The sequence below is a fragment of the Nonomuraea candida genome, assembly GCF_000725485.1.
GTDB lineage: Bacteria > Actinomycetota > Actinomycetes > Streptosporangiales > Streptosporangiaceae > Nonomuraea > Nonomuraea candida.
The window spans coordinates 76,933-101,614 of sequence record NZ_JOAG01000031.1; the positions used below are offsets into that span (position 1 = coordinate 76,933).

Annotated in this window: 17 protein-coding genes; 5 read left to right on the forward strand and 12 right to left on the reverse strand. The window is 74.6% G+C overall.

Translation table 11 applies throughout. The features are described 5' to 3' along the window. Positions 1-89 precede the first annotated feature (89 nt). The 6 genes from IO39_RS28870 to IO39_RS28895 all read right to left on the reverse strand — a co-directional run bounded on the left by IO39_RS28870 (position 90) and on the right by IO39_RS28895 (position 8,321). Positions 90-2,339 carry an ArnT family glycosyltransferase gene (locus IO39_RS28870; protein ID WP_043629428.1) on the reverse strand — a complete coding sequence of 750 codons (2,250 nt, stop codon included), beginning with the start codon at positions 2,337-2,339 and terminating at the stop codon, positions 90-92. Continuing rightward, on the reverse strand, positions 2,336-3,523 hold the full coding sequence (locus IO39_RS28875; RefSeq protein ID WP_043629430.1) for a bifunctional glycosyltransferase family 2/GtrA family protein: 1,188 nt from the start codon (positions 3,521-3,523) through the stop codon (positions 2,336-2,338). The genes IO39_RS28870 and IO39_RS28875 overlap by 4 nt, the downstream gene beginning before the upstream one ends. 24 nt (positions 3,524-3,547) lie before the next feature. Beyond that, positions 3,548-4,936: a HAMP domain-containing sensor histidine kinase gene (locus IO39_RS28880; RefSeq protein ID WP_245642319.1), complete on the reverse strand. Its 1,389-nt coding sequence runs from the start codon at positions 4,934-4,936 to the stop codon at positions 3,548-3,550. Then, positions 4,933-5,631, reverse strand: coding sequence for a response regulator transcription factor (locus tag IO39_RS28885; protein ID WP_043629439.1), 699 nt, complete (start codon positions 5,629-5,631; stop codon positions 4,933-4,935). Before IO39_RS28885 ends, IO39_RS28880 begins: the two co-directional genes overlap by 4 nt. 82 nt (positions 5,632-5,713) lie before the next feature. After that, a complete protein-coding gene (locus IO39_RS28890; RefSeq protein WP_043629440.1) occupies positions 5,714-7,315 on the reverse strand; it encodes a phytoene desaturase family protein in 1,602 nt (533 codons plus the stop codon). Positions 7,316-7,430: 115 nt separating this feature from the next. Continuing rightward, complete coding sequence (locus IO39_RS28895; RefSeq protein ID WP_043629441.1) at positions 7,431-8,321, reverse strand: LysR family transcriptional regulator; 891 nt, start codon at positions 8,319-8,321, stop codon at positions 7,431-7,433. Positions 8,322-8,391: 70 nt separating this feature from the next. On the opposite strand from IO39_RS28895, the gene IO39_RS28900 reads away from it, so the two are divergent. The 4 genes from IO39_RS28900 (at position 8,392) to IO39_RS54935 (ending at position 14,382) form a co-directional block, all read left to right on the forward strand. Beyond that, positions 8,392-9,609 (forward strand): YeiH family protein, encoded by a 1,218-nt coding sequence (locus IO39_RS28900; RefSeq protein ID WP_084773657.1) that lies wholly within the window; start codon positions 8,392-8,394, stop codon positions 9,607-9,609. 119 nt (positions 9,610-9,728) lie between these two features. Continuing rightward, the gene (locus IO39_RS28905) at positions 9,729-10,655 is read left to right on the forward strand and encodes a pseudouridine-5'-phosphate glycosidase (protein WP_043629442.1); all 927 of its coding nucleotides are present in this window, start codon (positions 9,729-9,731) and stop codon (positions 10,653-10,655) included. Then, positions 10,640-11,593: a carbohydrate kinase family protein gene (locus IO39_RS28910; protein ID WP_245642321.1), complete on the forward strand. Its 954-nt coding sequence runs from the start codon at positions 10,640-10,642 to the stop codon at positions 11,591-11,593. Before IO39_RS28905 ends, IO39_RS28910 begins: the two co-directional genes overlap by 16 nt. 83 nt (positions 11,594-11,676) lie before the next feature. Beyond that, on the forward strand, positions 11,677-14,382 hold the full coding sequence (locus IO39_RS54935) for a hypothetical protein (RefSeq protein WP_157549015.1): 2,706 nt from the start codon (positions 11,677-11,679) through the stop codon (positions 14,380-14,382). Positions 14,383-14,394: 12 nt separating this feature from the next. On the opposite strand, the gene IO39_RS28920 is transcribed toward IO39_RS54935, so the two are convergent. From IO39_RS28920 to IO39_RS28945, 6 genes are all read right to left on the reverse strand, one after another. Further along, positions 14,395-17,613, reverse strand: a complete 3,219-nt coding sequence (locus tag IO39_RS28920; protein WP_043629447.1) for a helix-turn-helix transcriptional regulator — start codon at positions 17,611-17,613, stop codon at positions 14,395-14,397. 102 nt (positions 17,614-17,715) lie between these two features. Then, positions 17,716-18,150 carry a GNAT family N-acetyltransferase gene (locus IO39_RS28925; RefSeq protein WP_043629448.1) on the reverse strand — a complete coding sequence of 145 codons (435 nt, stop codon included), beginning with the start codon at positions 18,148-18,150 and terminating at the stop codon, positions 17,716-17,718. 46 nt (positions 18,151-18,196) lie between these two features. Beyond that, positions 18,197-19,333, reverse strand: a complete 1,137-nt coding sequence (locus IO39_RS28930) for an acyl-CoA dehydrogenase family protein (protein ID WP_043629449.1) — start codon at positions 19,331-19,333, stop codon at positions 18,197-18,199. 3 nt (positions 19,334-19,336) lie between these two features. Continuing rightward, complete coding sequence (locus IO39_RS28935; protein WP_043629450.1) at positions 19,337-20,242, reverse strand: hydroxymethylglutaryl-CoA lyase; 906 nt, start codon at positions 20,240-20,242, stop codon at positions 19,337-19,339. Continuing rightward, positions 20,242-22,356, reverse strand: coding sequence for an acetyl/propionyl/methylcrotonyl-CoA carboxylase subunit alpha (locus IO39_RS28940; RefSeq protein WP_169789138.1), 2,115 nt, complete (start codon positions 22,354-22,356; stop codon positions 20,242-20,244). Before IO39_RS28940 ends, IO39_RS28935 begins: the two co-directional genes overlap by 1 nt. 5 nt (positions 22,357-22,361) lie before the next feature. After that, positions 22,362-23,933, reverse strand: a complete 1,572-nt coding sequence (locus tag IO39_RS28945) for a carboxyl transferase domain-containing protein (protein ID WP_043629451.1) — start codon at positions 23,931-23,933, stop codon at positions 22,362-22,364. Between the two features lie 61 nt (positions 23,934-23,994). Between IO39_RS28945 and IO39_RS28950 the strand changes: the two genes are divergently transcribed. Beyond that, positions 23,995-24,591 carry an SACE_7040 family transcriptional regulator gene (locus tag IO39_RS28950; RefSeq protein ID WP_043629453.1) on the forward strand — a complete coding sequence of 199 codons (597 nt, stop codon included), beginning with the start codon at positions 23,995-23,997 and terminating at the stop codon, positions 24,589-24,591. Positions 24,592-24,682: the final 91 nt, after the last annotated feature.

Here is a 24,682-nt window from a genome sequence, read left to right on the forward strand (position 1 = left end):
GTTCAGGCGGAGATTTTCGCTGTTATACCCGACAGTATTCCTGGTTCGACATCGATGGGCGGGGCACCGTCACGATGCCCCGCCCTCGGCTATTCTGCGCAGTTGTAAAGACCCTCCTGGCCCGCCACCGCCGTGCAGTTCTCCCGCACCCAGCTCGACACCTCCGTGTCACCCCGGCCCGGTCCGCCGCCGCTGCCCGTCAGGACGTGACGCAGCCGCCCCGACGAGACCAGCGAGCGCAGCCGGTCCACGGTCATGGCGGGGTCGCCGCCGGTGAAGCCGCCCATGGCGATCACGGGCTTGCGGGTGGACAGGATCAGGCCGGCCGCCTGCTGGGCGCTGTTCACCGCGACCAGCCACGTGGCCCCGCCCTGGTTGGCCACCAGATACTCGGCCATCGCGTCACTGACGCCGCCCCCCGGGCCGCCCCGCCCCATGGAGCCCGACCGGCCTCCGCTCCCCTGTGCACCGGAACCCGGCTGAGCCTCCGTGCCCGGCAGGCCGCCGTCCGACCGGGTGCCCATATCCGGCCTGTTCTGCCGGGATGATGCGCCGGTGCCCGGGAGGTCGCCGGGTGGGCTGCCGGGCATCGCGCCGGGGCGGCCGGAGCCGCCCGCGCGGCCCGTCGAAGGGCCGGCCGTCGGGTTCGTCCCGTTGATCGGGGACTGCAGCGGCGTGACGGCGTACGCGGCCGGTCCGGCCAGCCCCGCGACCATCGCCGCCACCAGCGCCAGGACCGCGAGCCGTACGGCGATCCGCGCCCGCGGCCGGGCCAGGACGAGCGCCACCACGGCCACCAGGGTCGCCCCGAGCACGACCCAGGCCAGCCACGGCACCCACTCCGGCGTACGGCGCAGCACCACGAACGACCATCCGCCGGTCACCGTCACGGCCACGGGCAGCACCCAGGCCCACGCCCGCGACCACCGGTACGCCCGCCACATCACGACCACGCCCATCCCCGTCAGCGCGGCCACCGCCGGCGCCATGGCGGTCGTGTAGTACGGGTGGAAGGTCCCGCTGGAGAAGCTGAACACCACGGAGTGGACGGCCAGCCAGCCGCCCCACAGCAGCCAGGCCGCCCCCGAGGGCCCGCCCAGCGGCAGCCGCCGCAGCCGTACGAGGAGCGCGAACGCCAGCGTCACCGCGCAGAACGGCAGCAACCAGGAGATCTGCCCGGCCAGGATGTCGTTGAACAGCCGCCCGGCCCCGGGCTCCCCACCGAAGCCGCCGAAGCCGCCACCGCCCCCGCCCCCGAGGCCGTCACCGCCGAAGCCGCCACCACCACCGCCGCCGCCACCGAGGCCGCCACCGAGGCCGCCACCGACGCCACTCCCGTCCTGGCCGAAGATGCGGCCCAGGCCGTTGTAGCCGATGACCAGGTCCCGGACGGTGTTGTCGGTCGAGCCGCCGATGTAGGGCCGGGAGTCCTGCGGCCACAGGTCGGTGATCACCATCCACCAGGCGCTGGCCCCGGCCAGCACGCCCCCGGCCGCCAGCAGGCGCCCGGCCCGCCGCCGCCATGTCCCCCGCGCGCACACCAGGTACGCCACCGCGAACGCCGGCACCACCAGGTACGCCTGCAACATCTTGGCGTTGAACCCCAGCCCCACGAAGAACGCCGCCAGCAGCAGGGTCCGCAGCCGCCCGGTGCGCAGCGCCTCCAGGCAGAACCAGCCGGCCAGCACGAGGAGGAGCACGAGGACGGTGTCGGGGTTGTTGTCCCGGTTGATCGCCACGGTGATGGGCGTGAGCGTCATGACGACGGCCGCGACCAGCGCCGCGACGTGCCCCGGGCGACCGCCGGCCCGAACGCCCCGGGGACCGCCGGCCCGGGCGCCCCGGAGACCACCGGACCGGGCGCCCCCGGGACCACCGGACCGAAGGACCCGGAGGCCGCCCGACCGAGCGCCTGCAGGCTCGGGCTCCGCCGGGAACGAGCGCCGCACGGCCGAGTGCACCAGCGCGACGGCCGCGACCCCCGCGACGGCCTGCGGCAGCAGCATGCTCCACGTGCCGTACCCGAAGACGCGCGCCGACAGCCCCATCACCCACAGCGCCAGCGGCGGCTTGTCCACGGTGATGAAGGAGCCGGCGTCGATGGCGCCGAAGAAGAACGCCTTCCAGCTCTGCGTGCCGGACAGGACGGCGGCGGCGTAGTACTCGTTGGCGTCGCCGCTGAGCGCCCACGCGTACAGGACGAACGCGGCGGCGAGCACCGCCCACAGCGCGGGGCGTGACCAGCGCGGATCGCCCTCGGCGCCGAGGAGGGCGCGGGCGGGCGCGCCGCGCCTCCCGGCGGCCCGGCGGCCGGGGGTGCGGATCGCGGTGACGCTCATCGGGCGTCGCTCCCCCGGGCCCGGCGCCCGGGGTTGAAGACCCAGGCGCGCAGCAGCAGGAACCGTACGAGGGTGGCCGCCGCGTTCGCGGCGATGACCGCGGCCAGCTCCACGCCGTGCGAGACCCCGGCGGGCAGCAGCGCCAGGCCGCCCGAGGTGAGCGCGAGCCCGACGAGGAAGGCGATGAGCCCCTCGACCTGGTGCCGCACGGCCCCGCCCGGGCCCTTGACGCCGAAGGTGAAGCGCCGGTTGGCGGCCGTGTTGGCCACGGCCGTCACCAGCAGCGCGACCGCGTTGGCGGCCAGCGGGGGCACGACCTGGCGCAGCAGGGAGTACAGCAGCACGTACGCCAGCGTGCTGACCACCCCCACCACGGCGAACCTGGGCAGTTGCCTGGCCATGCCCTGGGGCAGCGCGGCCCGCTCGGCCCCGGCCGGCGCGGTGCGGCGGGCGGCCCCGGACAGCGCCTTGCGGGTGACCCGGACCAGGCCCCGCAGGTCGTCGAGCGCGGTCCTGACGATGTCCACCCGGCTGTCCGGGTCGTCCACCCAGTCCACGGGCACCTCGTGGATGCGCAGCCCGTGGCGTTCGGCCAGGAGCAGCAGCTCGGTGTCGAAGAACCACTGCTCGTCCTCGACCGCGGGCAGCAGGGCCTGGGCGACCTCCGTACGGACGGCTTTGAAGCCGCACTGCGCGTCCGAGAACCCGGCGCCCATGCCGAGGCGCAGCAGCAGGTTGTACGAGCGCGAGATGAACTCCCGCCGGGGCCCCCGCTCCACCCGGGCGGCCCTGGCCAGGCGGGTGCCGATGGCCAGGTCGCTGTGACCGGACAGCAGCGGCGCCACCAGCGGCAGGAACGCGTCCAGGTCGGTGGACAGGTCGACGTCCATGTAGCTGACGACGTCGGCCTCGCTCTGCGACCAGACCCGGCGCAGCGCCCGCCCGCGCCCCTTCTCGTCGAGGTGCACGGCCCGCACGTGGGGCAGCTCCCCGGCCAGCTCGGTGGCGAGCTGCCAGGTGTTGTCGGTGCTGGCGTTGTCGGCGATCGTGATGCGGAAGCCGTAGGGGAGGTTCCCGGTGAGGTAGGTGTGCAGCCGGGTGATGCTGGCCCGCAATGCCCGCTGCTCGTTGTGGACCGGGACGACCACCTCGACCAGGCGGGTCCGCACTGCTGTTGTTTCCATGCAGCCAGCTCACGTTTTGGGCCTTTAAGGTGACTTATCCGTTTGTGAGCGGCGGATGAGAGTTCCCGGCAGATCCATGGTCGCGATGGCCCCGCCACCTGGGGCGTTGGCCAGGCTGACCGTCCCCCCGGCCTCCGCGACGGACTGCGCCACGATCGCCAGGCCGAGCCCGGAGCCGGGCAGGCCGCGCGCCGACGGTGAGCGCCAGAACCGCTCGAAGACGTGCGGCAGCTCCTCCTCCGGCAGCCCCGGCCCGTGGTCGCGCACGGTCAGGCGGCCGTGGCGCAGCTTCACCTCGACCTGGCCGCCGGGGCTGAACTTGGCGGCGTTGTCGATGAGGTTGAGCACGGCGCGTTCCAGGGAGGTGGCGTTGCCCACGACGTACCACGGTTCGAGGTCGATGACGACCTCCGCGCCGCGCAGCCTGGCGCGCTCGACGGCGGCCGTGACCACCTCGTGGAAGCCCAGCTCGACGTGCGGCTCGTGGTCGTTGTCGCCCCTGGCGAGCTGGAGCAGGTCGGCGACCAGCGTGGACAGCTCGGCGAACTGCGCCTTGACGTTGACCAGCAGGCGCTCCTTGGCCCCCGGGTCGAGGCTGCGGCCGGTCTGCTCGCTGCGCAGCAGCAGGTCGATGTTGGTGCGCAGGGTGGTGAGCGGGGTGCGCAGCTCGTGGCCGGCGTCGGCGACGAGCTGCTTCTGCCGCTCCCGCGACCCGGCCAGCGCGGCCGTCATGGCGTTGAACGAGGAGGACAGGCGGGCGATCTCGTCGGTGCCCGTGACGGGGATGCGGGTGTCGAGGTCCTCGGTCTGCGCGATGTGCTCGACCGCCCTGGTCAGGTCGCCCACGGGACGCAGCGCGGCCCGCGAGATCGCCAGCCCCGCCCAGGCCGCGCCGATCGCGCCGAGCGCGGTGATGCCCCCGAGCATGAGCGCGGCCATCCGTTTGGTGCGCTCGATGTGCCCCAGGGGCCTGGCCTCCAGCACGGCCACGCCGGGCTTGAAGTTGATCGTCACGACGCGGACCTCTTTGCCCTCGCGCGTCTTGCCGTAGCGGTAGACCGGGTCGCATGGCTCGAAGGCCTTCACGTCCTCGTTGTAGTCGGGCACGATGGGAGGCCCGATCGAGCAGGTCTCGCCGCCGGCCGTCAGCAGCGTCGCCATGCCGTCGACGAACGGGCCCGTCCCGTCCGGCGTGCAGTTGCGCTCCAGGAATCCCTTGTCACCCTGCCGCGCGGACTCCAGGATGCTCATGTCGAGGCCGCCGCGGAGCCGGTCGGCCAGAATGATGTAGGAGAAGCCCGCGCACATCGCGATGGCCACCACCACGGCCACCGTGACCAGGAGCGTCAGCCGGGTGCGCAGGCTGCCCCGCATGGCCAGCGCCGTCAGGCGGGTCTTCAGGCCACCGGTCATGCCGTCGCCCTCAGCACATAACCCACCCCGCGCACGGTGTGGATCACGCGCGGCTCGCCGCCGGCCTCGGTCTTGCGCCGCAGGTACATCACGTAGACGTCGAGCGAGTTGGAGGTCGGCTCGAAGTCGAAGCCCCACACCTCGCTCAGGATCTGGTCCCTGGTCAGCACCTGGCGGGGGTGCGCGAGGAACAGCTCCATCAGCAGGTATTCGGTCCTGGTCAGGTCGAGGATGCGGGCGCCGCGCGTGACCTCCCTGGTCACCGGGTCCATGCGCAGGTCGCCGTAGGTCAGCGTGTCGCCCTCCTGCGCGCCCGCGCTCAGCGCGCCGCGCCGCAGCAGCGCGCGCACCCTGGCCAGCAGCTCGTCCAGCTCGAACGGCTTGACGAGGTAGTCGTCGGCCCCCGCGTCGAGGCCGGAGACCCGGTCGCCGACCGCGTCGCGGGCCGTGAGCATGAGGACCGGCGTGTGGTTGCGGGACGCGCGCAGCCTGCGGCACGTGGTCAGGCCGTCGAGCCGGGGCATCATCACGTCGAGCAGCACGGCGTCATAGGAGTCGGCCGCCAGCGCGTCGAGCGCCTCCTGCCCGTCGACGGCCGTGACGACCTTGTAGCCCTCGAACTCGAGGCTCGACTGCAACGCCTCGCGCAACGCGGGCTCGTCGTCCACCACCAGCAACCGTGCGGGCTCACTCATACAGCAAACGCTAAGCGAACATCATGAGAACCTGATGAACGCCCTCCCCGGGCAGGTGAGGAGGGCTAAGAGGGCAGGAGGACTAAGGGGTCAGGAGGGCCATGGCGGCGTTGTGGCCGCCGATGCCGCTGACGCCGCCGCCCCTGCGCGCGCCCGCCCCGCACATCAGCACGCGCTCGTGCCCGGTCTCCACGCCCCAGCCGCCTTCCTCCGCGTACGGCCAGCTCAGGTCGGTGTGGAAGATGTGGCCGCCGGGCAGGCCCGCCTCCCGTTCGAGGTCCACCGGGGTCTTGACCTCCACGCACGGGGTGCCGTCGGGCGCGGTGAGCAGGCACTCCTCGATGGGCTCCGCCAGGACGGAGTCGATGGAGGCGAACGTCGCGCGCAGGGCCGCCTCCCTGGCCGCCTCGGGATTCTCCCGGAAGAGCCGGGCGGGCATGTGGAGGCCGAAGAGCGTCATCGTCTCCGCCCGGCCTCTCAGCTCGGGGCCGAGGATGGACGGATCCGTCAGCGAGTGGCAGTAGACCTCGGCCGGCGGCAGCGCCGGGATCTGCCCGCGGGCCGCCTGCTCGTACGCCGCCGCGAGCTGGTCGCGTCCCTCGTTGATGTGGAACGTCCCGCTGAAGGCCGCCCGGGGGTCGACCGAGGCGTCCTTGAGCCGGGGCAGCCGCTGGAGCACCATGTTGACCTTGAGCTGGGCGCCCTCGGGCGCCGTCGCCGGGCGGCCCATCACCCGGTCCAGCACGGCGGGCGGCAGGTTGACCAGCACGTGCCGGCCGGTCACGGTGTGCTCGCGCTCCCGCCCGCCGGTCCCGGGCCCGCCGCTCGTCCCGGACCCGCCGGTCCCGGGCTTGTTGCTCGTCCCGGGCCCGCCGCTCGCCCCGGTCTCGTCGTCCCGGGTCGTGAACGTCACCTCGCCCGACGGTGAGATGCCGATGATCTCGGCGCCCGTCCTGATCTCGGCGCCCGCCCGCCTGGCCGCCGCCTCCAGCGCGCCGGAGACCGCGCCCATGCCGCCGACGGGGACGTTCCACTCGCCGGTGCCGTCCCCGATCACGTGGTAGAGGAAGCACCGGTTGGCCGCCAGGTCGGTGGCGGTGTCGGCGAACGTGCCGATCAGCGCGTCGGTGAGCACGACGCCGCGTACGGTGTCGTCGCCGAACCGCTCGTCCACCGTCTCGCCGATGGGTCGCGCGAACAGGTCGCGCCACGCCTCCGGCCCGACCAGCCGCTCGATCTCGGTCTGGGAGCGCAGGGGTTCGAGCAGGGTGGGGGCCAGAACGTGCGCCACCTCGCCGACCAGGCCGTAGAAGCGCCGCCAGGCCGCGTGGTCCGCCTCGCCGCCCGTCACGCTCCTGAACGAGGCCGCCGTGCGCAGGTCGTCCTCGTTGTCGACCAGCAGGCCCGTGTCGCCCTTGGGGGTGTAGGAGGCGTACCTGCGGCGGCGCAGCTCCAGGTCGAGGCCCAGATCGCGGACGATCTTGGAGGGGAGGAGGCTGACCAGGTAGGAGTAACGCGACAGGCGCACGTCCACGCCGGGGAACGGCCGCGCGGAGATCGCCAGGCCGCCGACGTGCGCGTGTCTCTCCAGCACGAGCACCCGCCGCCCGGCCCCGGCCAGGTACGCCGCCGCGACCAGCCCGTTGTGTCCCCCGCCTGCCACGACCACGTCATACGAGCCCACCCCCGCACCCTACGACCCACCCGGCCTCCCCCGTCAACGCCCCGCCTCCCACGCCCACGCCCACCCGGGCCACCGGCCGCAGGTCACGGACGTCGGCCGCCGGCGGCCGACCCGGTCAGGGGCGGCTGGCGATGGACAGGAGCGTGGCGGCGGGGCCGGTCAGGGGACGGCCCCGCCGCCACACCGCGCGCAGGTTCCTGACCAGGTTCACGCCCGCCAGCGGCACCTCCACCAGCCGTCCCGTGGCCACGTCGGACTCCACCGCGTACCCGCTCAGCACCGCCGGCGCCACGCCCGCCTGCGCCGCGCCCTTGACCGCCGAGTTCGACCCCAGCTCCAGCCGCGGACCGGCCCGGTGCAGGCCGCGGAAGGCCACGTCGAGCGTCTCGCGGGTGCCGGAGCCGGGCTCGCGCACCACGAGCGGCGTCGCGGCCAGCTCGGGCGCCCGCAGCACCGTACGGCGGCGCGCCCACGGGTGCCCCGGCGCCACCACGACCACCAGCCGGTCGGTCCCCACGACCCGCCCCGCCAGCCCGTCCGGCAGGCCCGGCCCTTCCACGAACCCCAGCTCCACCTCCCCGGCGAGCACCCGCGCCGCGACGTCGGCGGAGTTGATCACGTCGAGCCCCACCTGGACCTCGGGCTCCCGGTTCTGCAGCTCGCCGAGCCAGCGCGGCACCAGGTACTCGGCCACCGTCATGCTGGAGACCACCCTCAGGTGAACGGCCTCGCGGTGGCGCACGGCCTGCACGGCGCGCATGAGCTCCTCGGCCGCCGCCAGCACCTGCGCGGCCCAGCCGGCCACCATCTTGCCCTCGGAGGTGAGCGTGGAGCCGCGCGGCGTGCGCTCGATCAGCGGCACGCCGAGGCCGCGTTCGAGCTGGACGATCCGCTTGCTCGCCGACGGCTGCGCGATCCCCGCCGCCCTCGCGGCGCGGCCGAGACTGCCCAGCTCGCCGACGTCGACGAGGAGCTTGAGCGAGTCGAGATCGGGCAGCGCACTCATAGCCACAGGCTATGACCTCACAGGCAAGGCGTGGCTACCGGGCGTTCCGGCCGGTCAGAAGACTGAGATCATGCTCACCAGCGCACCAGGGCCCGCCACCCCGCGGCCGCCCCGTCCCGGCACCACCCCCGCCCAGGGACACCCCCGCTCCTCCGTCCGCGCGCGGCTCCGCGCCGTTCCCAGTGCCGTCCCCAGTGCTGTCCTCAGTGCCGTCACCAGCGCCGTCACCCGGGTGCGCCCGTTCGGCCCGGGTCTCGCCGTCGCGGCCGTGGCCGTGGTGCTCTCGGCGCTCGTCAACCGGTACGTCCCCGCGCTCAGCACCGCCGTCGTCGCCGTCGCCGCCGGGGCGGCCCTGGCCAACGCCGCGGGCGTGGGCGAGCGGCTGCGGCCGGGGCTGGCGTTCGTGTCCCGGCGGGTGCTGCGGGTGGCGATCGCGCTGCTCGGCCTGCAGATCGCCGTTCCGCACGTGCTCGCGCTCGGCTGGCAGACCCTGGCCGTGGTGGCGGTGGCGACGGGGCTCACGTTCGCCCTGACGCCGCCGATCGGCCGCCGGCTCGGGCTGAGCCCCGGCACGTCCCTGCTCATCGCGACGGGCGTGTCGATCTGCGGCGCGGCGGCCATCGCGGCGATGCGCGAGAGCACCGACCTGCCCGACGACGAGGAGGCCGCGGGGGGCGCGCTCGGCGTCGTGGTGCTGTACGGGACCGCCGCCATCGCCCTCATGCCCCTGCTGGCCTCCCTCATGGGCCTGACGCCCGCCCAGCTCGGCGTGTGGACGGGCGCGGCCGTGCACGAGGTGGCCCAGGTGGCCGCGATCGGCGCCACCTCGGGCACCCTGGCCGCGGCCGTGACGGTCAAGCTGGGCCGCGTCGTCCTGCTGGCGCCGATCGTTGCGCTGACGTCGTACCGGCGGCGGGCGGCCGGGAGCGCGCGCCCCGCCGCCCGGCGGGGCGTGGCACAGCGGAGGGACACGGCAGAGCGGGGAGACGAGGCGGGGCGGGGAGACGCGGCGGGGCGGAAGGCGGGGCGGAGGCCGCCGATCGTGCCGTTGTTCGTCGGCGCGTTCCTGGCCATGGTGGCCGTGCGCAGCACCGGGCTGGTGCCAGAGGCCGTCACGGAGGCGGTGCCGGGGGTGACGAACGTGCTCATGGCCGCCGCGCTGTTCGGCCTCGGCACCGGCATCGACGTGCGGAAACTGCTCCGCGGTGGCCGGGCGGCGCTGCTCGGCGGCATCGCGACGGCGATCATCGCGGCCACGTCTCTGGCCGGGGTCCTGTTGCTCGTGTGATTCTCGTAGTGGACGGCCGGGCCACGGCCCCGTATTCTGCTCAGTTTGGAACAAATACCGCGAAAGCGGCCGTTCCTCGTTAGCCGGGCCAGGACCACTCAAGGAGCACGAAACTCACCATGGGCAGCACCATCGACTCCGTAATTCAGCCGTCCGACGAGGTCGCCGCGGCTCTGGCGGCCGGCGCGCCGGTCGTGGCGCTGGAGTCCACGATCATCTCCCATGGGCTGCCCCAGCCGCGCAACCTCGAGGTCGCACGCGAGCTGGAGGCGGTCGTGCGGGCGGCGGGCGCGGTGCCGGCCACGATCGCCGTGCTGGACGGCGTGCCCCGCGTCGGGCTGAACGAGGTCGAGCTGGAGCGCGTCGCGACCGAGTCGGGGCTGCGCAAGCTGGGCCAGCGGGACCTGCCGGTGGCGGCGGCGCTGAAGGCCAGCGGCGCGACCACGGTGTCGGCCACGTCGTTCCTGGCCGCCCGCGCCGGGATCCGGGTCTTCGCCACCGGCGGCCTGGGCGGCGTGCACCGCGGCTGGACCGAGGACCAGGACGAGTCGGCCGACCTCGACACGCTGGCCCGCACGCGCATCACCGTGGTCTGCGCGGGCGTCAAGTCGATCCTCGACGTGCCGGCCACGCTGCAGCGGCTGGAGACGCGGGGCGTGACCGTGGCGGGGTTCCGTACGGAGACCTTCCCCGGCTTCTACCTGCACTCCTCAGGCCAGCCGATCGACTGGCGGATCGAGACGCCCGAGGAGGCGGCGGCGATCATGCGCGGCCAGGACGTGCTGGGCGGCCCCGAGACGGCGCTCATCGTGGCCAACCCCGTGCCCGAGGACCAGCAGCTCGATCCGGAGCTGCACGACCGCGTGCTGGGCGAGGCGCTGGCCGCCGCCGAGCGCGAGGGCGTCAAGGGGCAGGCGATCACCCCGTTCCTGCTCGGCTACCTGGTGAACGGCACCGCCGGCGCCTCCCTGGAGGCCAACCTGGCCGCCGTGCGCGGCAACACCGCGCTGGCCGCCCGGATCGCCGTGGCGTGGGCCCGATCATGACGGGGCCGGGCCGGGGCGGCGGCCTCCTGGTCATCGGCGACGTCGTCACCGACGTGGTGGCGTTGCACGGCTCTCCGGTCATGAGCGGCACCGACACGGCCGCCGACATCGTCCTGCGCCCCGGCGGCTCCGGCGCGAACACCGCCGCCTGGGCCGCCCGCCTGGGCGGCGACGTGCGGTTGCTGGCCAGGCTGGGATACGACAGCAGCGAGTGGCACACCACCGAGCTGGTCAAGACGGGCGTACGGCCGCACACCGTCGTGGACCCCGACCGGCCCACGGCCGTGGTGATCGCGATGGTGGACAAGAGCGGCGAGCGCTCGATGCTCACCAACCGCGGCGCGGGCGGCCTGATCTCCGAGGCCGACTGGGACCCGTCCCTGCTGGACGGCGTCGCCCGCCTGCACCTGTCCGGCTACGTGCTCTTCGCCGACCCGGGCCTCGGCCTGGCCCGGCGGGCGATGGCCGACGCGGCGGAGGCGGGCGTCGCGATCAGCGTCGATCCGGCCTCCACCGGCCCGCTGCGCGACTTCGGCGTCGAACGTTTCATCAAGGAGACGGCCCCGGCCGGCCTGGTCATCCCCAACCTCGCCGAGGCCCTGCTCCTCAGCGGCGCCGGGAGCGCGCGCGAAGCCGCCGTGCGGTTGAGTGAGAGATACGGCACAGCCGTGGTTAAGCTGGGCGCGGACGGCGCGCTGGCCGCAGTGGACGGCGCGGTGGTGGCGTCGGCGAAGGGCGTGTCGGCCGAGGTGGTGGACTCGACGGGAGCGGGCGACGCCTTCGCCGCGGGCTTCCTCACGGCGACCCTGCGCGGCGCCGATGAGCAGGCCGCACTGGAGGCGGGTTGCCGTGCTGGTGCCGAATGTGTGGCCCAGGTGGGCGGCCGTCCACGGTACGGTTTGGATCTGAACCGTCTTTACCCTATTCACACTGATTGATAGCTTGCCGCGTAGGCTGCACCATTAGCCACATGCGTTACGGGCAGCACCACGCGGCTCACTGGGGAGGATAAGGTCCGCCGATGGAAGTCGAGTCATCGATCTGCCTGAGCGACCTAGTCCCTGCGCTGCGTTGGAGCCGCCCGCAGCAGGTGGCCGAGGCGTTGGGCGATCCACGCCTGCCCGCGGGCTGGTGGTCCTCCCTGGCGCTGTCGAAGGCGCTGGGCACGGCGGGACTCGACTGGATCTGCGAGCGCCTGGCCCGGCTGGCCGCCTCCCGCTGGGACCACCTGCCGCTGGCCGACCTGCTGCCCGCGCTGGCCGTTCACCACATCGACCCCGCGCTGCCCGGCTGGCCCGAGGCCACCCGCACGGCGATCGCCGGGCTCGGCGGATGGCAGCGGCTGCGCCGCCTGTCCCCCGGTGACCTGAGCACCCCGTCGGCCACGCCCGAGGTCGTGATCGGCTCGGTCTTCCGCGAGATCCTCGGCCGCATCCCGGCCCAGCGCGAAGCGCCCTCGTCCGCCGCCGGCGCGCGGCCGGGCCATCCCGAGGTCACCCGCCCGCTCCAGCGCGGCCAGTCGCCGCAGCCGGCCGGCCAGGGCACCGGCTCCTTCCCCGCCCAGCCGGGGGCCCTCGCCGCCCAGAGCGGATCGTTCCCGGCCCAGGGCGAGGCCGCCGGGCAGGCGCAGCCCACCACGGGCCCGTTCGCGGGGCAGGGCGCGGGCGGCGGCCACCCGCAGCGCCAGACGGGCTCCTTCCCGGCCGCGCCGCAGCACCCCGAGTCCCAGACCGGCTCCTACCCCGGCGCGCCGCAGCAGCCCGCCGAACGCCAGACGGGCCCCTTCCCGAACGCGGCACAGCCCGCCGAGCACCAGACCGGCCCCTTCCCCGGCGCGGGCCCCTCCGACCGTCAGACCGGGCCCTTCCCGGGCGCGCCGCAGGCTCCCGAACGCCAGACCGGCCCCTTCCCGGGCGCGGGCCCCTCCGACCGTCAGACCGGCTCTTTCCCGGGCGCGGGTCCCTCGGAGCGTCAGACCGGCTCCTTCCCCGGCGCGCCGCAGCCCTCCGACCGCCAGACCGGCTCCTTCCCCGCGGTGCCGGGTGAAGACGGCGCGCCGGGGTCACGCCAGACCGGTCCGCTCCCCGGCCGGCCGCAGGGCGCTCCCGGGCAGTCCCAGGGCGGCCCGCTGCCGGAGCCTCTGAGCGGATCGTTCCCGGCGCAGCCGCAGAGCGGTGACGCGCCGCGTCAGGGGCTCGCCGGCGAGAACGGCCTGCCGCAACGCCAGGCCCCCGGCCAGCCCGAACGCCTGCCCCAGCGCCCCACCGGCCCGCAGGCGGGCCGCCAGGAGCCCGGCGCCACGCCATCCGGCGCGGGCGCCGCACCGTCCGTCCCCGGCGCCACGCCGGCCGCCCCGGGAGCGACCCCGCCCCGGCCCGGCCAGCCCGGCCAGCCCGGCCAGCCCGGCCAGCCCGGCCAGCCCGGCCAGCAGGGTTCCCGCCCCGGCGGCCCCGGCTCCCCCTCCCTGCCGGGCAGCCCCGGCTCGATCTCGACCCCCGGCTCCGTCTCGACGCCCGGGCCGGCCCCGGCTCCCGGTCCGGTCCCGGGTGCTCCCGCCGCCAGCGGCCCGAGCACCGGCTCGATCCCGCCGCTGCCCGGCGGCTCGCTGCCGCCCGTCCCCGGCTCCGAGGCCGCCAAGGGCGCGCCCTCGTACGCGACCCCCGTCCCCTCCGACACCGACCACGCGATGGTCCGGGTCGTGGACAACCTCTTCCGCGCCCTGGACAAGCTGGAGCTGGCCGTGGCCGTGCACCGGCTGTTCGCCGAGGACCCGGTCAGCCTGCGCACCCTGGCCCACAAGATGCTGGTGGAGCGGGATGCGCTCTCGCAGGCCCAGCGCACCGCCGAGGAGCGCATCCTGCAGTGGCTGCGCTCCTCCGAGTCCGCGCCGGTCACGGGCCACATGTTCCGGCTGACGGAGTGGCTGGGCGCGGCGGCCACCGAGGAGCAGCTCATCGGCGCGGACCCGGCCCACCCGGTGATGGTCCCGTCGCTGCGCACGCCGCTGTGGCGGGTGCTGGTCACGCTCATGCCCGACCGCCGGCTCCAGGACGGCTGGCTGGTCGTGGGCGACCTCCACGGCCTCCAGGCGCGTACGCGGCAGCTGCTGGCCTCCGCCCCGCCGGACGCCGACCTCGTGGGCCTGGTGGCCGAGCTGGGCATCCGTACGCACTCCGCCCAGGCCTGGCTCGACGCCCTGCCTCCCGAGACGTCCCGCGACCCGGTGGCCTCGGCCCCGTCGCCCGCCCAGCCGCTCCCCCGCCGCACGCCGGGGGCCAACGGCCACCACCATCGCGGCGGCCAGCCCATCCCGTCGGCGACGGCCGGCTCGATCGACCCCTCCGCCGCCCTGGCCACGCTGTCGGCGCTGTCGGGCGGGCGCCCGTCGATGCTGCCTGCCGCCGGCGCGCCGTCCACGCCTCCCCCGCCGCTGCCGAGCCCGTCCTCCGACCCGCGCCGCTGGCAGCGCATCGAGGTCACGCCCGAGCACCTCAGGGGCGGCCCGGTGGCGGTCCCCGAGGGGTACGCGGCGCAGCTCGGCATGCGTCCCGGCACGCTGCTGTCGGTGACCGGCCCGGGCAACAACGCCATCGTCCTGGTCTGGCAGGGTCACCAGCCGGTCTTCGACTCGCTCCAGCCCGTCCTCATGCGCCTGAACGCCCGGCCTGGCGACCAGGTGTACGTCACGGTGGACGGCTACCGCCTGGAAGCCCAGCTCACCGCCTGACCCCGGCGCGGCTCACGGGGCCGGGTCGAACAGGTGGAGGCGGTGGGCGGTGGCCGCGGCCTCGCCCCGGGTGGCGACGCCGAGCTTGGCCAGGATGTTGGACACGTGCACGCTCACCGTCTTGACGGAGATGACCAGCTCCTGGGCGATCTCCCGGTTGCTGCGCCCGTGGGTCACCTCCCGCAGCACCTCCAGCTCCCGGGCCGTGAGCCCCAGCGGCTGCCCGTCGGCCCCCTCCTCGGAGGAGGAGGCGCCCCCCGCGATCCTGGCCCGCCGGGCGAAGGCGTCGAGCTGCTCCAGCAGCGGCGTGGCGCCCAGGTCGCGGGCGAGCTCGCGGGCCCGCGCCAGCCGCGCCGCCGCTCCCTGCCGGTCGCCGCCCGCCAGCGCCGCCTGCGCCGCGCCCACCAGGCACTGCGCCTCCGCGTACGGCTGCCGCAGCGCCTCCCAGGCCGCCACCGCCGCTTCCCAGGCCCCGAACCACCACGCGGCCGGCTCGGCGCCGGGCTGCGGCGGCGTCTCGGGCCCGGTCAGCGCCGTGAACGTGAGCCGGTGGGCCTGCTGCAGATCGCCCTCGACCTCCAGCTCGCGCCCGAGCCGCCGCAGCGCGGGCACCAGCGACAGCGCGAGCCGGGCCAGCGCCCCGAGCCCTCCGGCACCGTCGGAAGCTCCCCCGGCGACGGCGGCGCCCGCCCCCGCGCCCGCCCCCGCGCCCGCCCCGCCGCGCCCGCCGGAAAGGGCCGCGCCGGAAAGGGCCTCATCGGGGAGGGCCGCGCCGGGGAGGGCCGCGCCGGGGAGGGCCGCGCCGGGGAGGGCCGCGCCGGGGAGGGCCGCGCCGGCCGCGTCATCGCCCACGGCACTGGCCGCGGCGGCCAAGCCACCGGCCGTCAGGGCCTCGGTGAGCCGCGCCGGCGGCACCGCCGCCCAGACGAGCCGCGCGATGGCCACCAGCACCGGCCAGGAGTAGCGCGGGTTGCTCACCAGGTCGCGCTCCTCCAGCGCCCGGGCCGCGAACTCCACCGCCTCGCCCAGCTGCCCCCGCGCCTGCAGCAGCACGATCTCCCTGCGCAGGTGCGGCAGCACGACCTGGTCCCGGTGGACGCCGCGCGACAGGATGCTCCGCGAGGAGTCGAGCAGCTGCCCGGCCCGGTCGAGCTGCCCGCGCGCCAGCGCGATGTCGGTGGCGAACCCCTGGAGGCTCGCCCGGTAGGGCGCGGGCGGCGCGAGGTCGAGCGCGTGCTCGACCACCTGGAGCATCTCGTCCCAGCGTCCGAGCGAGGCCAGCGGCTCGGCCAGGTTGATCGACAGGAACGCGCCGGAGGTGCGGGCCAGGCCGTACTGGACCGACTCCTCGACGCCTTCGCGGGCGACCTGCGCGGCCCGCTCGTGCCGGCCCGCGCCCTCCAGCGCGTCGGACTCGGAGATGGCGCAGCGCATCAGCGCGTTGTACGCGTCGGCGCGGCGGGCGATGCGGCGCGCCTGCGCGAACGCCTCCATCTGGGCGTCCATGTCGGAGTAGCGGGCCTTGGCCCAGGCCAGGCTGATCAGCGCGTGGGCCTCGACGGGCGCGTCGCCCACCTCGTGCCCGATCTCCATGGCGAGCTGGGCGGAGGCGATCTTCTCGGGCCACTCCTCGGGCCGGTGCAGCATGCGTGAGAGGCTCTCCAGCACCTGGCCGCGCAGCCGGCGCCGGTCGGCGGGCACGAGCGCGGCGGCCTCCCGCAGGTCGTCGACGTGGCCGGGGCGGCCCAGGTCGTAGCGGGTCAGGCCGCGCTGGCGCAGCAGGAGGGCCGACCTGACCGGGTCGGCGGCGCGGTCGATCTCGGCGAGGGCGGCGGTGGCCAGGGCGACGCTGCGTTCGTACTCGCCGGCCAGGTGGGCGACCGTGGAGGTCTGCTTCAGCACGCCGATGCGGTCGTCGCCGATGCGCTCGGCCGCGTCGGGCACCTGGTCCCACAGCTCCAGCACCCGGGACAACATCCGCAGCTGCTCGTCGTAGGCGGTGGACCTGCGCGCCGCCTCGGCCGCGCGCCAGGCGCTGACCAGCGCCCAGGTGGAGTCGTGGGCGGAGTGCCAGTGGTGGGCCAGCTCGATCGCGCCGCGCGGGGCGGGCAGGATCGACAGGTCGCGCTCCAGCGCCTCGGCGTAGCGGGTGTGCAGGCGGGTGTGCTCGCCGGGCAGCAGGTCGTCGTGGAGGGCCTCGCGGATGAGCGCGTGGCGGAAGCCGTAGCCCTCGCCGTCGACCACGAGCACGTTGCTCGCCACGGCGGGCCGCAGCGCCCGCGACAGGTCGCCGTCGTCGAGCCCGGCGACGGCGGTGAGCAGGTCGTGCTCGATGCGCTGGCCGCCGGCGCTGGCCACGCGCAGCAGCTCCTGCGTCTCCTCCGGCAGCCGCTCGACGCTGGCCAGCAGCAGGTCGCGCAGCGACTCGGGCAGCGTCGCGCCGCCGCCGGACCCGCCCGACTCGCTGAGCAGCGCCTCGACGAACAGCGGGTTGCCCTCGCTGCGCGCGTAGATGCGGTCCATGTCGGCGGCGGACGGCTCGCGCTCCAGGATCCCGGCCGCCAGGGCGACGGCCTCCTTGCGGGTGAGCCTGCGCAGCTCGACCCTGCTCACCCACTCGACCCGGCCCAGCTCGGCCAGCAGCGGCCGCAGCGGGTGGGTGCGGTGCAGCTCGTCGGTGCGGTAGGTCACCACGACGAGCAGGCGCGCCGCCGTACGCTGATAGCGGACCAGGAACGTCAGCAGGTCGCGGGTGGAGCGGTCGGCCCAGTGGGCGTCCTCCACGATCAGCACCACCGGCCGCTCTTCCGCCAGCCGCTCCAGCAGCCCGAGCACCTGCTCGAACAGCCGCGCCCTGGCCTCCGCGCCGTCCTTGCCCGGCTCGCCGAACTCGGGCAGCAGCCGCGCCAGCCCGCGCGCGTTGCCGCCGGGCAGCAGCCCGGCCACGCCGTCGCGGCCCAGCTCGCGCACCAGGCCGCGCAGCACGGCGGTGAACGGCGCGAACGGCAGGCCCTCCGTGCCCAGCTCCAGGCAGCCGCCGACGAGCACCAGGGCGTCGCCCGCCCGGTGGGCGGTGAACTCCTTGATCAGCCGGGTCTTGCCGACCCCGGCCTCCCCGCCGACCAGCACGGTGGACGACGCCCCGGCGCGCGCTCTGACCAGGGCGTCACCGAGAGCGGCCAGCTCGCGGGCACGCCCGACGAACGTGGGGCTCTCAGCGTGAATGCTCACGCCCTAAGGATGCCATCAGCGCACGACGGGAACGCCCGTCACGGACGTGACTCCGCCCACTCCCCGACCACCCCTCACGGACGACCGCCCGCGAGAGACGGCTCAGCGCAGCACCTTGCGGAAGAAGGTGGCCGACGCCTCGTATCCCAGCGCGTGGTAGAACTCCGGCGCCCGGCGGGTGGCCATCGCCACGTAACCGGCCTCCCGCGACCGGGCCCACCGCTCGAACTCCTCCAGCAGCGACCGCCCGATCCCCTGCCGCCGCGAGCCCGACTGCACCATGGCCTCCTCCACCCAGGCGACCGGCCCGTTGGCGAACAGCGTCAGGTGCACGAAGCCCAGCAGGTAGCCGCGCACCCGCCCGTTCACGACGGCGGCGAGCAGCAGGGCGTCGTCGTTGGCCAGCAGCGCGGGAAGGGCGGCGTCGAAGGCCGCGCGCTCGGGCCTGAAGGTCAGGCCGAACTCGCGGGCCAGCGCGAACACCTCGTCCGCGTCCGACTTCTCCGCCCTCCTGATGAGAAGATCGTCAGCCGTCATGAGCAACGACCCTAGATCGTCGTACGTCGCTCATGCAAACACCCGTTCACAGATCGCCCAGCCCGAGCTGCCGGGCGATGAGCATGCGCTGCACCTCACTGGTCCCCTCCCCGATCTCCAGCACCTTGGCGTCGCGGTAGAAGCGGCCGACGGGGAACTCGTTCATGAACCCGTACCCGCCGAACACCTGCGTGGCGTCGCGCGCGTTGTCCATCGCCGCGTTGGACGACACCAGCTTGGCGATCGCCGCTTCCTTCTTGAACGGCACCCCGGCCAGCATCTTCTCGGCCGCGTGGTAGTAGGCCAGGCGGGCGGTGTGCGCGCGGGCCTCCATGTCGGCGACCTTGAACTGGATCGCCTGGTAGTGGCCGATGGGGTGGCCGAAGGCGCGGCGGTCCCTGACGTACTTCAGGCACTCGTCCACGCAGCCCTGCGCCAGGCCCACGCCGATGGCGGCGATCGCGATGCGGCCCTCGTCGAGGGTCTGCAGGAACTGGGCGTAGCCGCGGCCGCGCTCGCCCAGCAGGTTCGCGGCCGGCACCCGGCAGTCGGTGAAGGACAGCTCGCGGGTGTCGGAGGCGTTCCAGCCGACCTTGGAGTACTTCTTCGACACCGTGAACCCCGGCGTGCCGCTCGGGACGAGGATCGTGGAGATCTCCCGTTCGCCGGTGAGCGCGGCGACGCCGATGACGCCGGTGATGTCGGTGCCGGAGTTCGTGATGAACGCCTTCGTCCCGTTGATCACCCATTCGCCGCCGTCGAGCACGGCCGTGGTGCGCATGCCGCCCGGCACGTCGGAGCCGCCGCCGGGCTCCGTCAGCCCGAACGCGCCCAGCAGCTCGCCGGCGGCCATCCGGGGCAGCCAGGTCGCGCGCTGCCCGTCGTCGCCGAAGCGGTAGATCGGCATCGCGCCCAGTGACACCGCCGCCTCCAGGGTGATCGCCACGCTGGAGTCGACCCGGGCCAGCTCCTCCAGGGCCAGGCAGAGGGCGAAGTAGTCGCCGCCCATCCCGCCGTGCTCCTCGGGGAAGGGCAGCCCGAACAGGCCCATGGCGCCCATCTGGCGCACGATGTCGTACGGGAACTCCTCCCGCTCGTAGAAGTCGCCGATCACCGGCGCGACGACCTCCCGGGAGAACGCCTCGACCGTCTTGCGCAGCTCTTCGTACTCGTCCTTGAGCATCTCTCAGCCTTTCGACAGCGCCTGTACGACGCGGGACGGGCTGGGCCGGCCCAGCAGCTCGGCCAGCCAGGTGCTGGTGGAGACGAGCTTGCCGAGGTCGAGCCCCGTCTCGATGCCCAGCCCGCGCAGCATCCAGACCAGGTCCTCGGTGGCGAGGTTGCCGGTGGCGGACTCGGCGTACGGGCAGCCGCCGATGCCGCCCGTGGAGGCGTCGACCGTGGTCACGCCCGCTCTCAGGGCGGCCAGCGTGTTGGACAGCGCCTGGCCGTAGGTGTCGTGGAAGTGCACGGCCAGCCGCTCCGGCGTGCGGAAGGCGCCGATCAGCTCGGTGACGTGGCCGGGGGTGCCGACGCCGATCGTGTCGCCGAGCGACAGCTCGTAGCAGCCGAGCCCGAGCAGCCGCTCCCCGACCGTGACCACCTGCGCGATCGGCGTCGGCCCCTCCCAGGGGTCGCCGAAGCACATCGACACGTACGCCCGCACCCTGACCCCGTGCTCCAGCGCCCTGGCCACGACCGGCTCGAACATCTCGAACTGGCTCTCCAGGCTGCGGTTCAGGTTCTTGGCGGCGAACGTCTCGGTGGCGCTGGCGAAGATCGCGATCTCGGCCACGCCCAGGCCGAGCGCGCGGTCGAGGCCCCGCAGGTTGGGCACCAGCACGGGGTAGCGCACGCCCGGCTTCCGGTGCAGCCGCCCCAGCAGCTCGTCGGCGTCGGCGAGCTGCGGCACCCACGTGGGGTGCACGAAGCTGGTCGCCTCGATCACCTTGTGCCCCGCGTCGGCGAGCCGGGCGATGAACTCGGCCTTCACCTCGACGGGCACGATCGCCGACTCGTTCTGCAGCCCGTCGCGCGGGCCCACCTCATAGACGGTGACCTGCTGCGGAAGACCTCGCATCGGGTACGCCATCACACCTCCTCAGCGGTGACCACGGCCAGCACGGCGTCCATGTCGACCGGCTGGCCGGCCTGCGCGGGCAGTTCGGCGACCACGCCGTCGCGCGGGGCCGTGACGGTGTGCTCCATCTTCATCGCCTCGACGATGACCAGCGGCTGCCCCTCGCGCACCCGGTCGCCCGGCTGCGCCTTGACCACCAGGACCGTGCCGGGCATGGGGCTCCTGACCACGCCGTCGCCCGCCGCCGCCGCGCCCGGGCGGTCTCCCGGGTCGCCGAGGTGGTGGCGGGTGAACGACCGTGAGGCGCCGTCCCTGCCGAGCCAGAGGGTGTCGCCGTCGCGGGCGCAGAGGTAGCGCTCGCCGCGCCCGCCGATCGAGGCGACCACCTCGACGCCGCCGTACCGGTCGGCACCGCCCGCGATCGTGTTCCGGTGTGGCGCGCCCGCGCCGGGCGCGTGACCGGCGGGGCCTGCCGGGCGGAGGCGGGCCGGCACGGCCGCGCCGTCCAGCAGCACCTCGGCGGACTCCTCCGGCAGGCCGCGCACCCGGACGGCGTGCACGCCGTCCCTGGACTGCAGGCGCCACGTCGTCCAGGCCCGGCCGCCGACCCGCCAACCGTCGGTGATCTCCCACGGGTCGTCGCCCTGGGGCATGGCGTGGAAGACGAGCGCCGCCACGACCGCCTCGTCCGGCGGCGCGTCACCGGACGGCACGGGTTCGGCGGGCACCAGTTCGGGAAGGGCGCGTTCGACCAGGCCGGTGTCCAGCTCGCCCGCCACCACGGCCGGATGGGCGAGCAGGGCCCGCAGGAACGGGATGTTGGTCACCACGCCCAGGACCGCCGTGCGGGCCAGCGCCCGGTCCAGCTCCTCGATCGCCGCGGCCCGGTCGGGGGCCCAGGCGACGACCTTCGACAGCATGGGGTCGAACTCGCTGCCGACGACCCCGCCCTCGACCAGCCCGGAGTCCACCCGCACCACCGCCCGCCCGCCGCCGGCCGCGCCACCCGGGACCGCGCCACCCGGGACCGCACCCCCCGGGACCGCACCGCCCGGAGGCGCGCCGGGGGCGGTGGCGCCGGGTTCGCGGAGGGCCAGGACGCGGCCACCGGTGGGGAGGAAGCCGCGCGCGGGGTCCTCGGCGTACACGCGGGCCTCGACCGCGTGGCCGTCGAGCCGCACGTCGTCCTGCCCGAACGGCAGCCGCTCCCCCGCCGCCACCCGCAGCTGCAGCTCCACCAGGTCCAGGCCGGTGACCAGCTCGGTGACCGGATGCTCGACCTGCAGCCGGGTGTTCATCTCCATGAAGTGGTAGTCGCCGGTGGTGCCGTCCACGATGAACTCGACCGTGCCGGCCCCGACGTAGCCCACCGCCCGCGCCGCCTCCACCGCCGCCGCGCCCATGCGGGCCCGGGTGGCGGGGTCGACGAAGGGCGACGGGGCCTCCTCGATGATCTTCTGGTGCCGGCGCTGGAGGCTGCACTCGCGCTCGCCCAGGTGGACGGCGCCGCCGTGGGCGTCGGCCAGGACCTGGATCTCGATGTGGCGAGGGCTCTCGACGTAACGCTCGATGAGCAGGGTGTCGTCGCCGAACGCGGCCCGCGCCGTGCGCCGGGCCGACTCCAGGGCGTCGGGCAGCTCGGCGGCCGACCGTACCAGCACCATGCCCTTGCCCCCGCCGCCGGCGGACGGCTTGATCAGGGCGGGGAAGTCGCGCCAGTCCTCCAGCCCCGGCTCGGTCGCGCCCGGCACCACGGGCACCCCGGCGGCGGACACGGTGGCCTTGGCGCGGATCTTGTCGCCCATCGCCTCGATGGCCTCGGGCCCCGGCCCGACGAACACCACCCCGGCCTGCGCGCAGCGCCGCGCGAACGTGCCGTTCTCGGCGAGGAAGCCGTAGCCGGGGTGCACGGCCTGCGCCCCGGAGGCGAGCGCCGCCGCCACGATCGCCTCGATGTCCAGATATCGCGGCACTTCGAGGGCGAGGTCGGCCGCGCGTACGTGCCCGGCCCCGGCGTCGGACGGCGTGTGCACGGCCACGGACGTGATGCCGAGCCGGCGCAGCGTACGCGCGATCCGCACGGCGATCTCGCCCCTGTTGGCGATCAGAACACGGTCGAACAGCATGCGCGTCACATCCGGAAGATGCCGAAACCGGCGGGTTCGAGCGGCGCGTTGGCCGCCGCGGACAGCGCCAGGCCCAGGACCGTGCGGGTGTCGAGCGGGTCGATCACGCCGTCGTCCCAGAGCCTGGCCGTGGAGTAGTAGGGGTTGCCCTGGTGCTCGTACTGGGCCCTGATCGCGTCGGGGTCGGCGTCGCCGACGGTGGTGAGCACGTTCGCGGCCTGCTCGCCGCCCATGACCGAGATGCGGGCGTTCGGCCACATCCACAGGAACCTGGGCGAGTACGCCCGCCCCGCCATCGCGTAGTTCCCCGCCCCGAACGACCCCCCGATCACCACCGTGAACTTGGGCACCCTGGCGCACGACACGGCCGTCACCATCTTGGCGCCGTGCTTGGCGATGCCGCCCGCCTCGTAGGCCTTGCCGACCATGAAGCCGCTGATGTTCTGCAGGAAGACCAGGGGGATGCGGCGCTGGTCGCACAGCTCGATGAAGTGCGCGCCCTTCATCGCCGACTCGCTGAACAGGATGCCGTTGTTGGCCAGGATGCCGACCGGATGGCCGTGGACGTGGGCGAAGCCGGTGACGAGGGTTGCGCCGTACTCGGCCTTGAACTCCAGGAAGCGCGAGCCGTCCACGATCCTGGCGATCACCTCGCGCACGTCGTAGGGCTGGCGGGTGTCGGCGGGCACGATGCCGTACAGGTCGCGCGGGTCGTGCGCGGGCGGCTCGGGCGCGATCGTCTCCCAGGGGCGGGGGGCGCGCGGGGCCAGCGTGGCGACGATGTCGCGGACGATGGCCAGCGCGTGGGCGTCGTCCTCGGCCAGGTGGTCGGTGACGCCGCTGACGCGCGCGTGCAGGTCGCCGCCGCCCAGCTCCTCGGCCGTGACCTCCTCGCCGGTGGCCGCCTTCACCAGTGGCGGGCCGCCCAGGAAGATCGTGCCCTGGCCGCGGACGATGACCGCCTGGTCACTCATCGCCGGGACGTACGCGCCGCCGGCCGTGCACGAGCCGAGCACGGCGGCGATCTGCGGGATGCCGCGCGCGGACATCGTGGCCTGGTTGTAGAAGATGCGGCCGAAGTGCTCGCGGTCGGGGAACACCTCGTCCTGCTTGGGCAGGAACGCTCCACCCGAGTCGACGAGATAGACGCAGGGCAGGTGGTTGTGCAGCGCCACCTCCTGCGCGCGCAGGTGCTTCTTGACGGTGAGCGGATAGTACGTGCCGCCCTTGACGGTGGCGTCGTTGGCCACGACCACGCACTCGCGGCCCGAGACCCGGCCGACCCCGGTGATGATGCCCGCGGCGGGGGCCTGGTCGTCGTAGAGGCCGTTCGCGGCCAGCGGCGACAGCTCCAGGAAGCGGGAGCCCGGGTCGAGCAGGCCGTCCACCCGGTCGCGCGGCAGCAGCTTGCCCCGCTCGACGTGCCGCCGCCGCGCCCGCTCGGGCCCGCCTGGCGCGGCGGCCGCGAGGCGTTCGAGCAGCTCGGCGGCGAGCCGCTCGTTGAGCTCGGCGTTGCGTTTGTACGCCTCGCCGCCCCGGTCCGCGGCCGACTTCAGCACCGGCCAGTCACTGCTCATGAGTCCCCTCTCATGGCACGGATGTTAGTCATCATTAACCTCATCGTCTAGCATGTGAGACGTGACCACCGCCTCTCCGACACCTACCCGCACCCGGCGCAACAGGCGCGCGGAGATCCTGGAGGCGGCGGCCCGGCTGTTCGCGGCGCGCGGCTTCCACGGCGTCTCGATCGAGGACATCGGGGGCGCGGTCGGCGTCTCCGGCCCCGCGCTCTACCGGCACTTCGATGGCAAGGACGCGCTGCTGTCGGAGATGCTGCTGGACGTCAGCTCGCGGCTGCGCGAGTCGGCGGTCACGGTGGTGACCACCGCCGCCGCGGGCCCGGAAGAGATCCTGGACGCGCTGCTGGACGTGCAGATCGAGTTCGCGATCGAGCATCCCGCGCTGATCACCGTGCACGACAGGGAGCTGGGCAACGTGCCCGAGCCGGCCCGCAGGCAGATCAGGCGGCTGCAGCGGCTCTACGTCGAGGAGTGGGTGACGGTGCTGGCCGAGCTGCATCCGGCGGCCCCGGCGGCCCGGCTGCGCGCGGCCACGCACGCGGTGTTCGGGCTGCTCAACTCGACCCCGCACAGCGCCGGCGAGCTGCCCGCGCAGGACATGCGGCCGATGCTGCACGCGATGGCACGGGCCGCGATCGCCGCCGCCGTCCGTTAAGGGTCGTTAACTTTCGGACAGTGCCGTGGTGAGGCAATTGTCGCGACACATCGTCGCCCCGGCGTTGTCGGAGGCCAAGCCGCACGTCTCA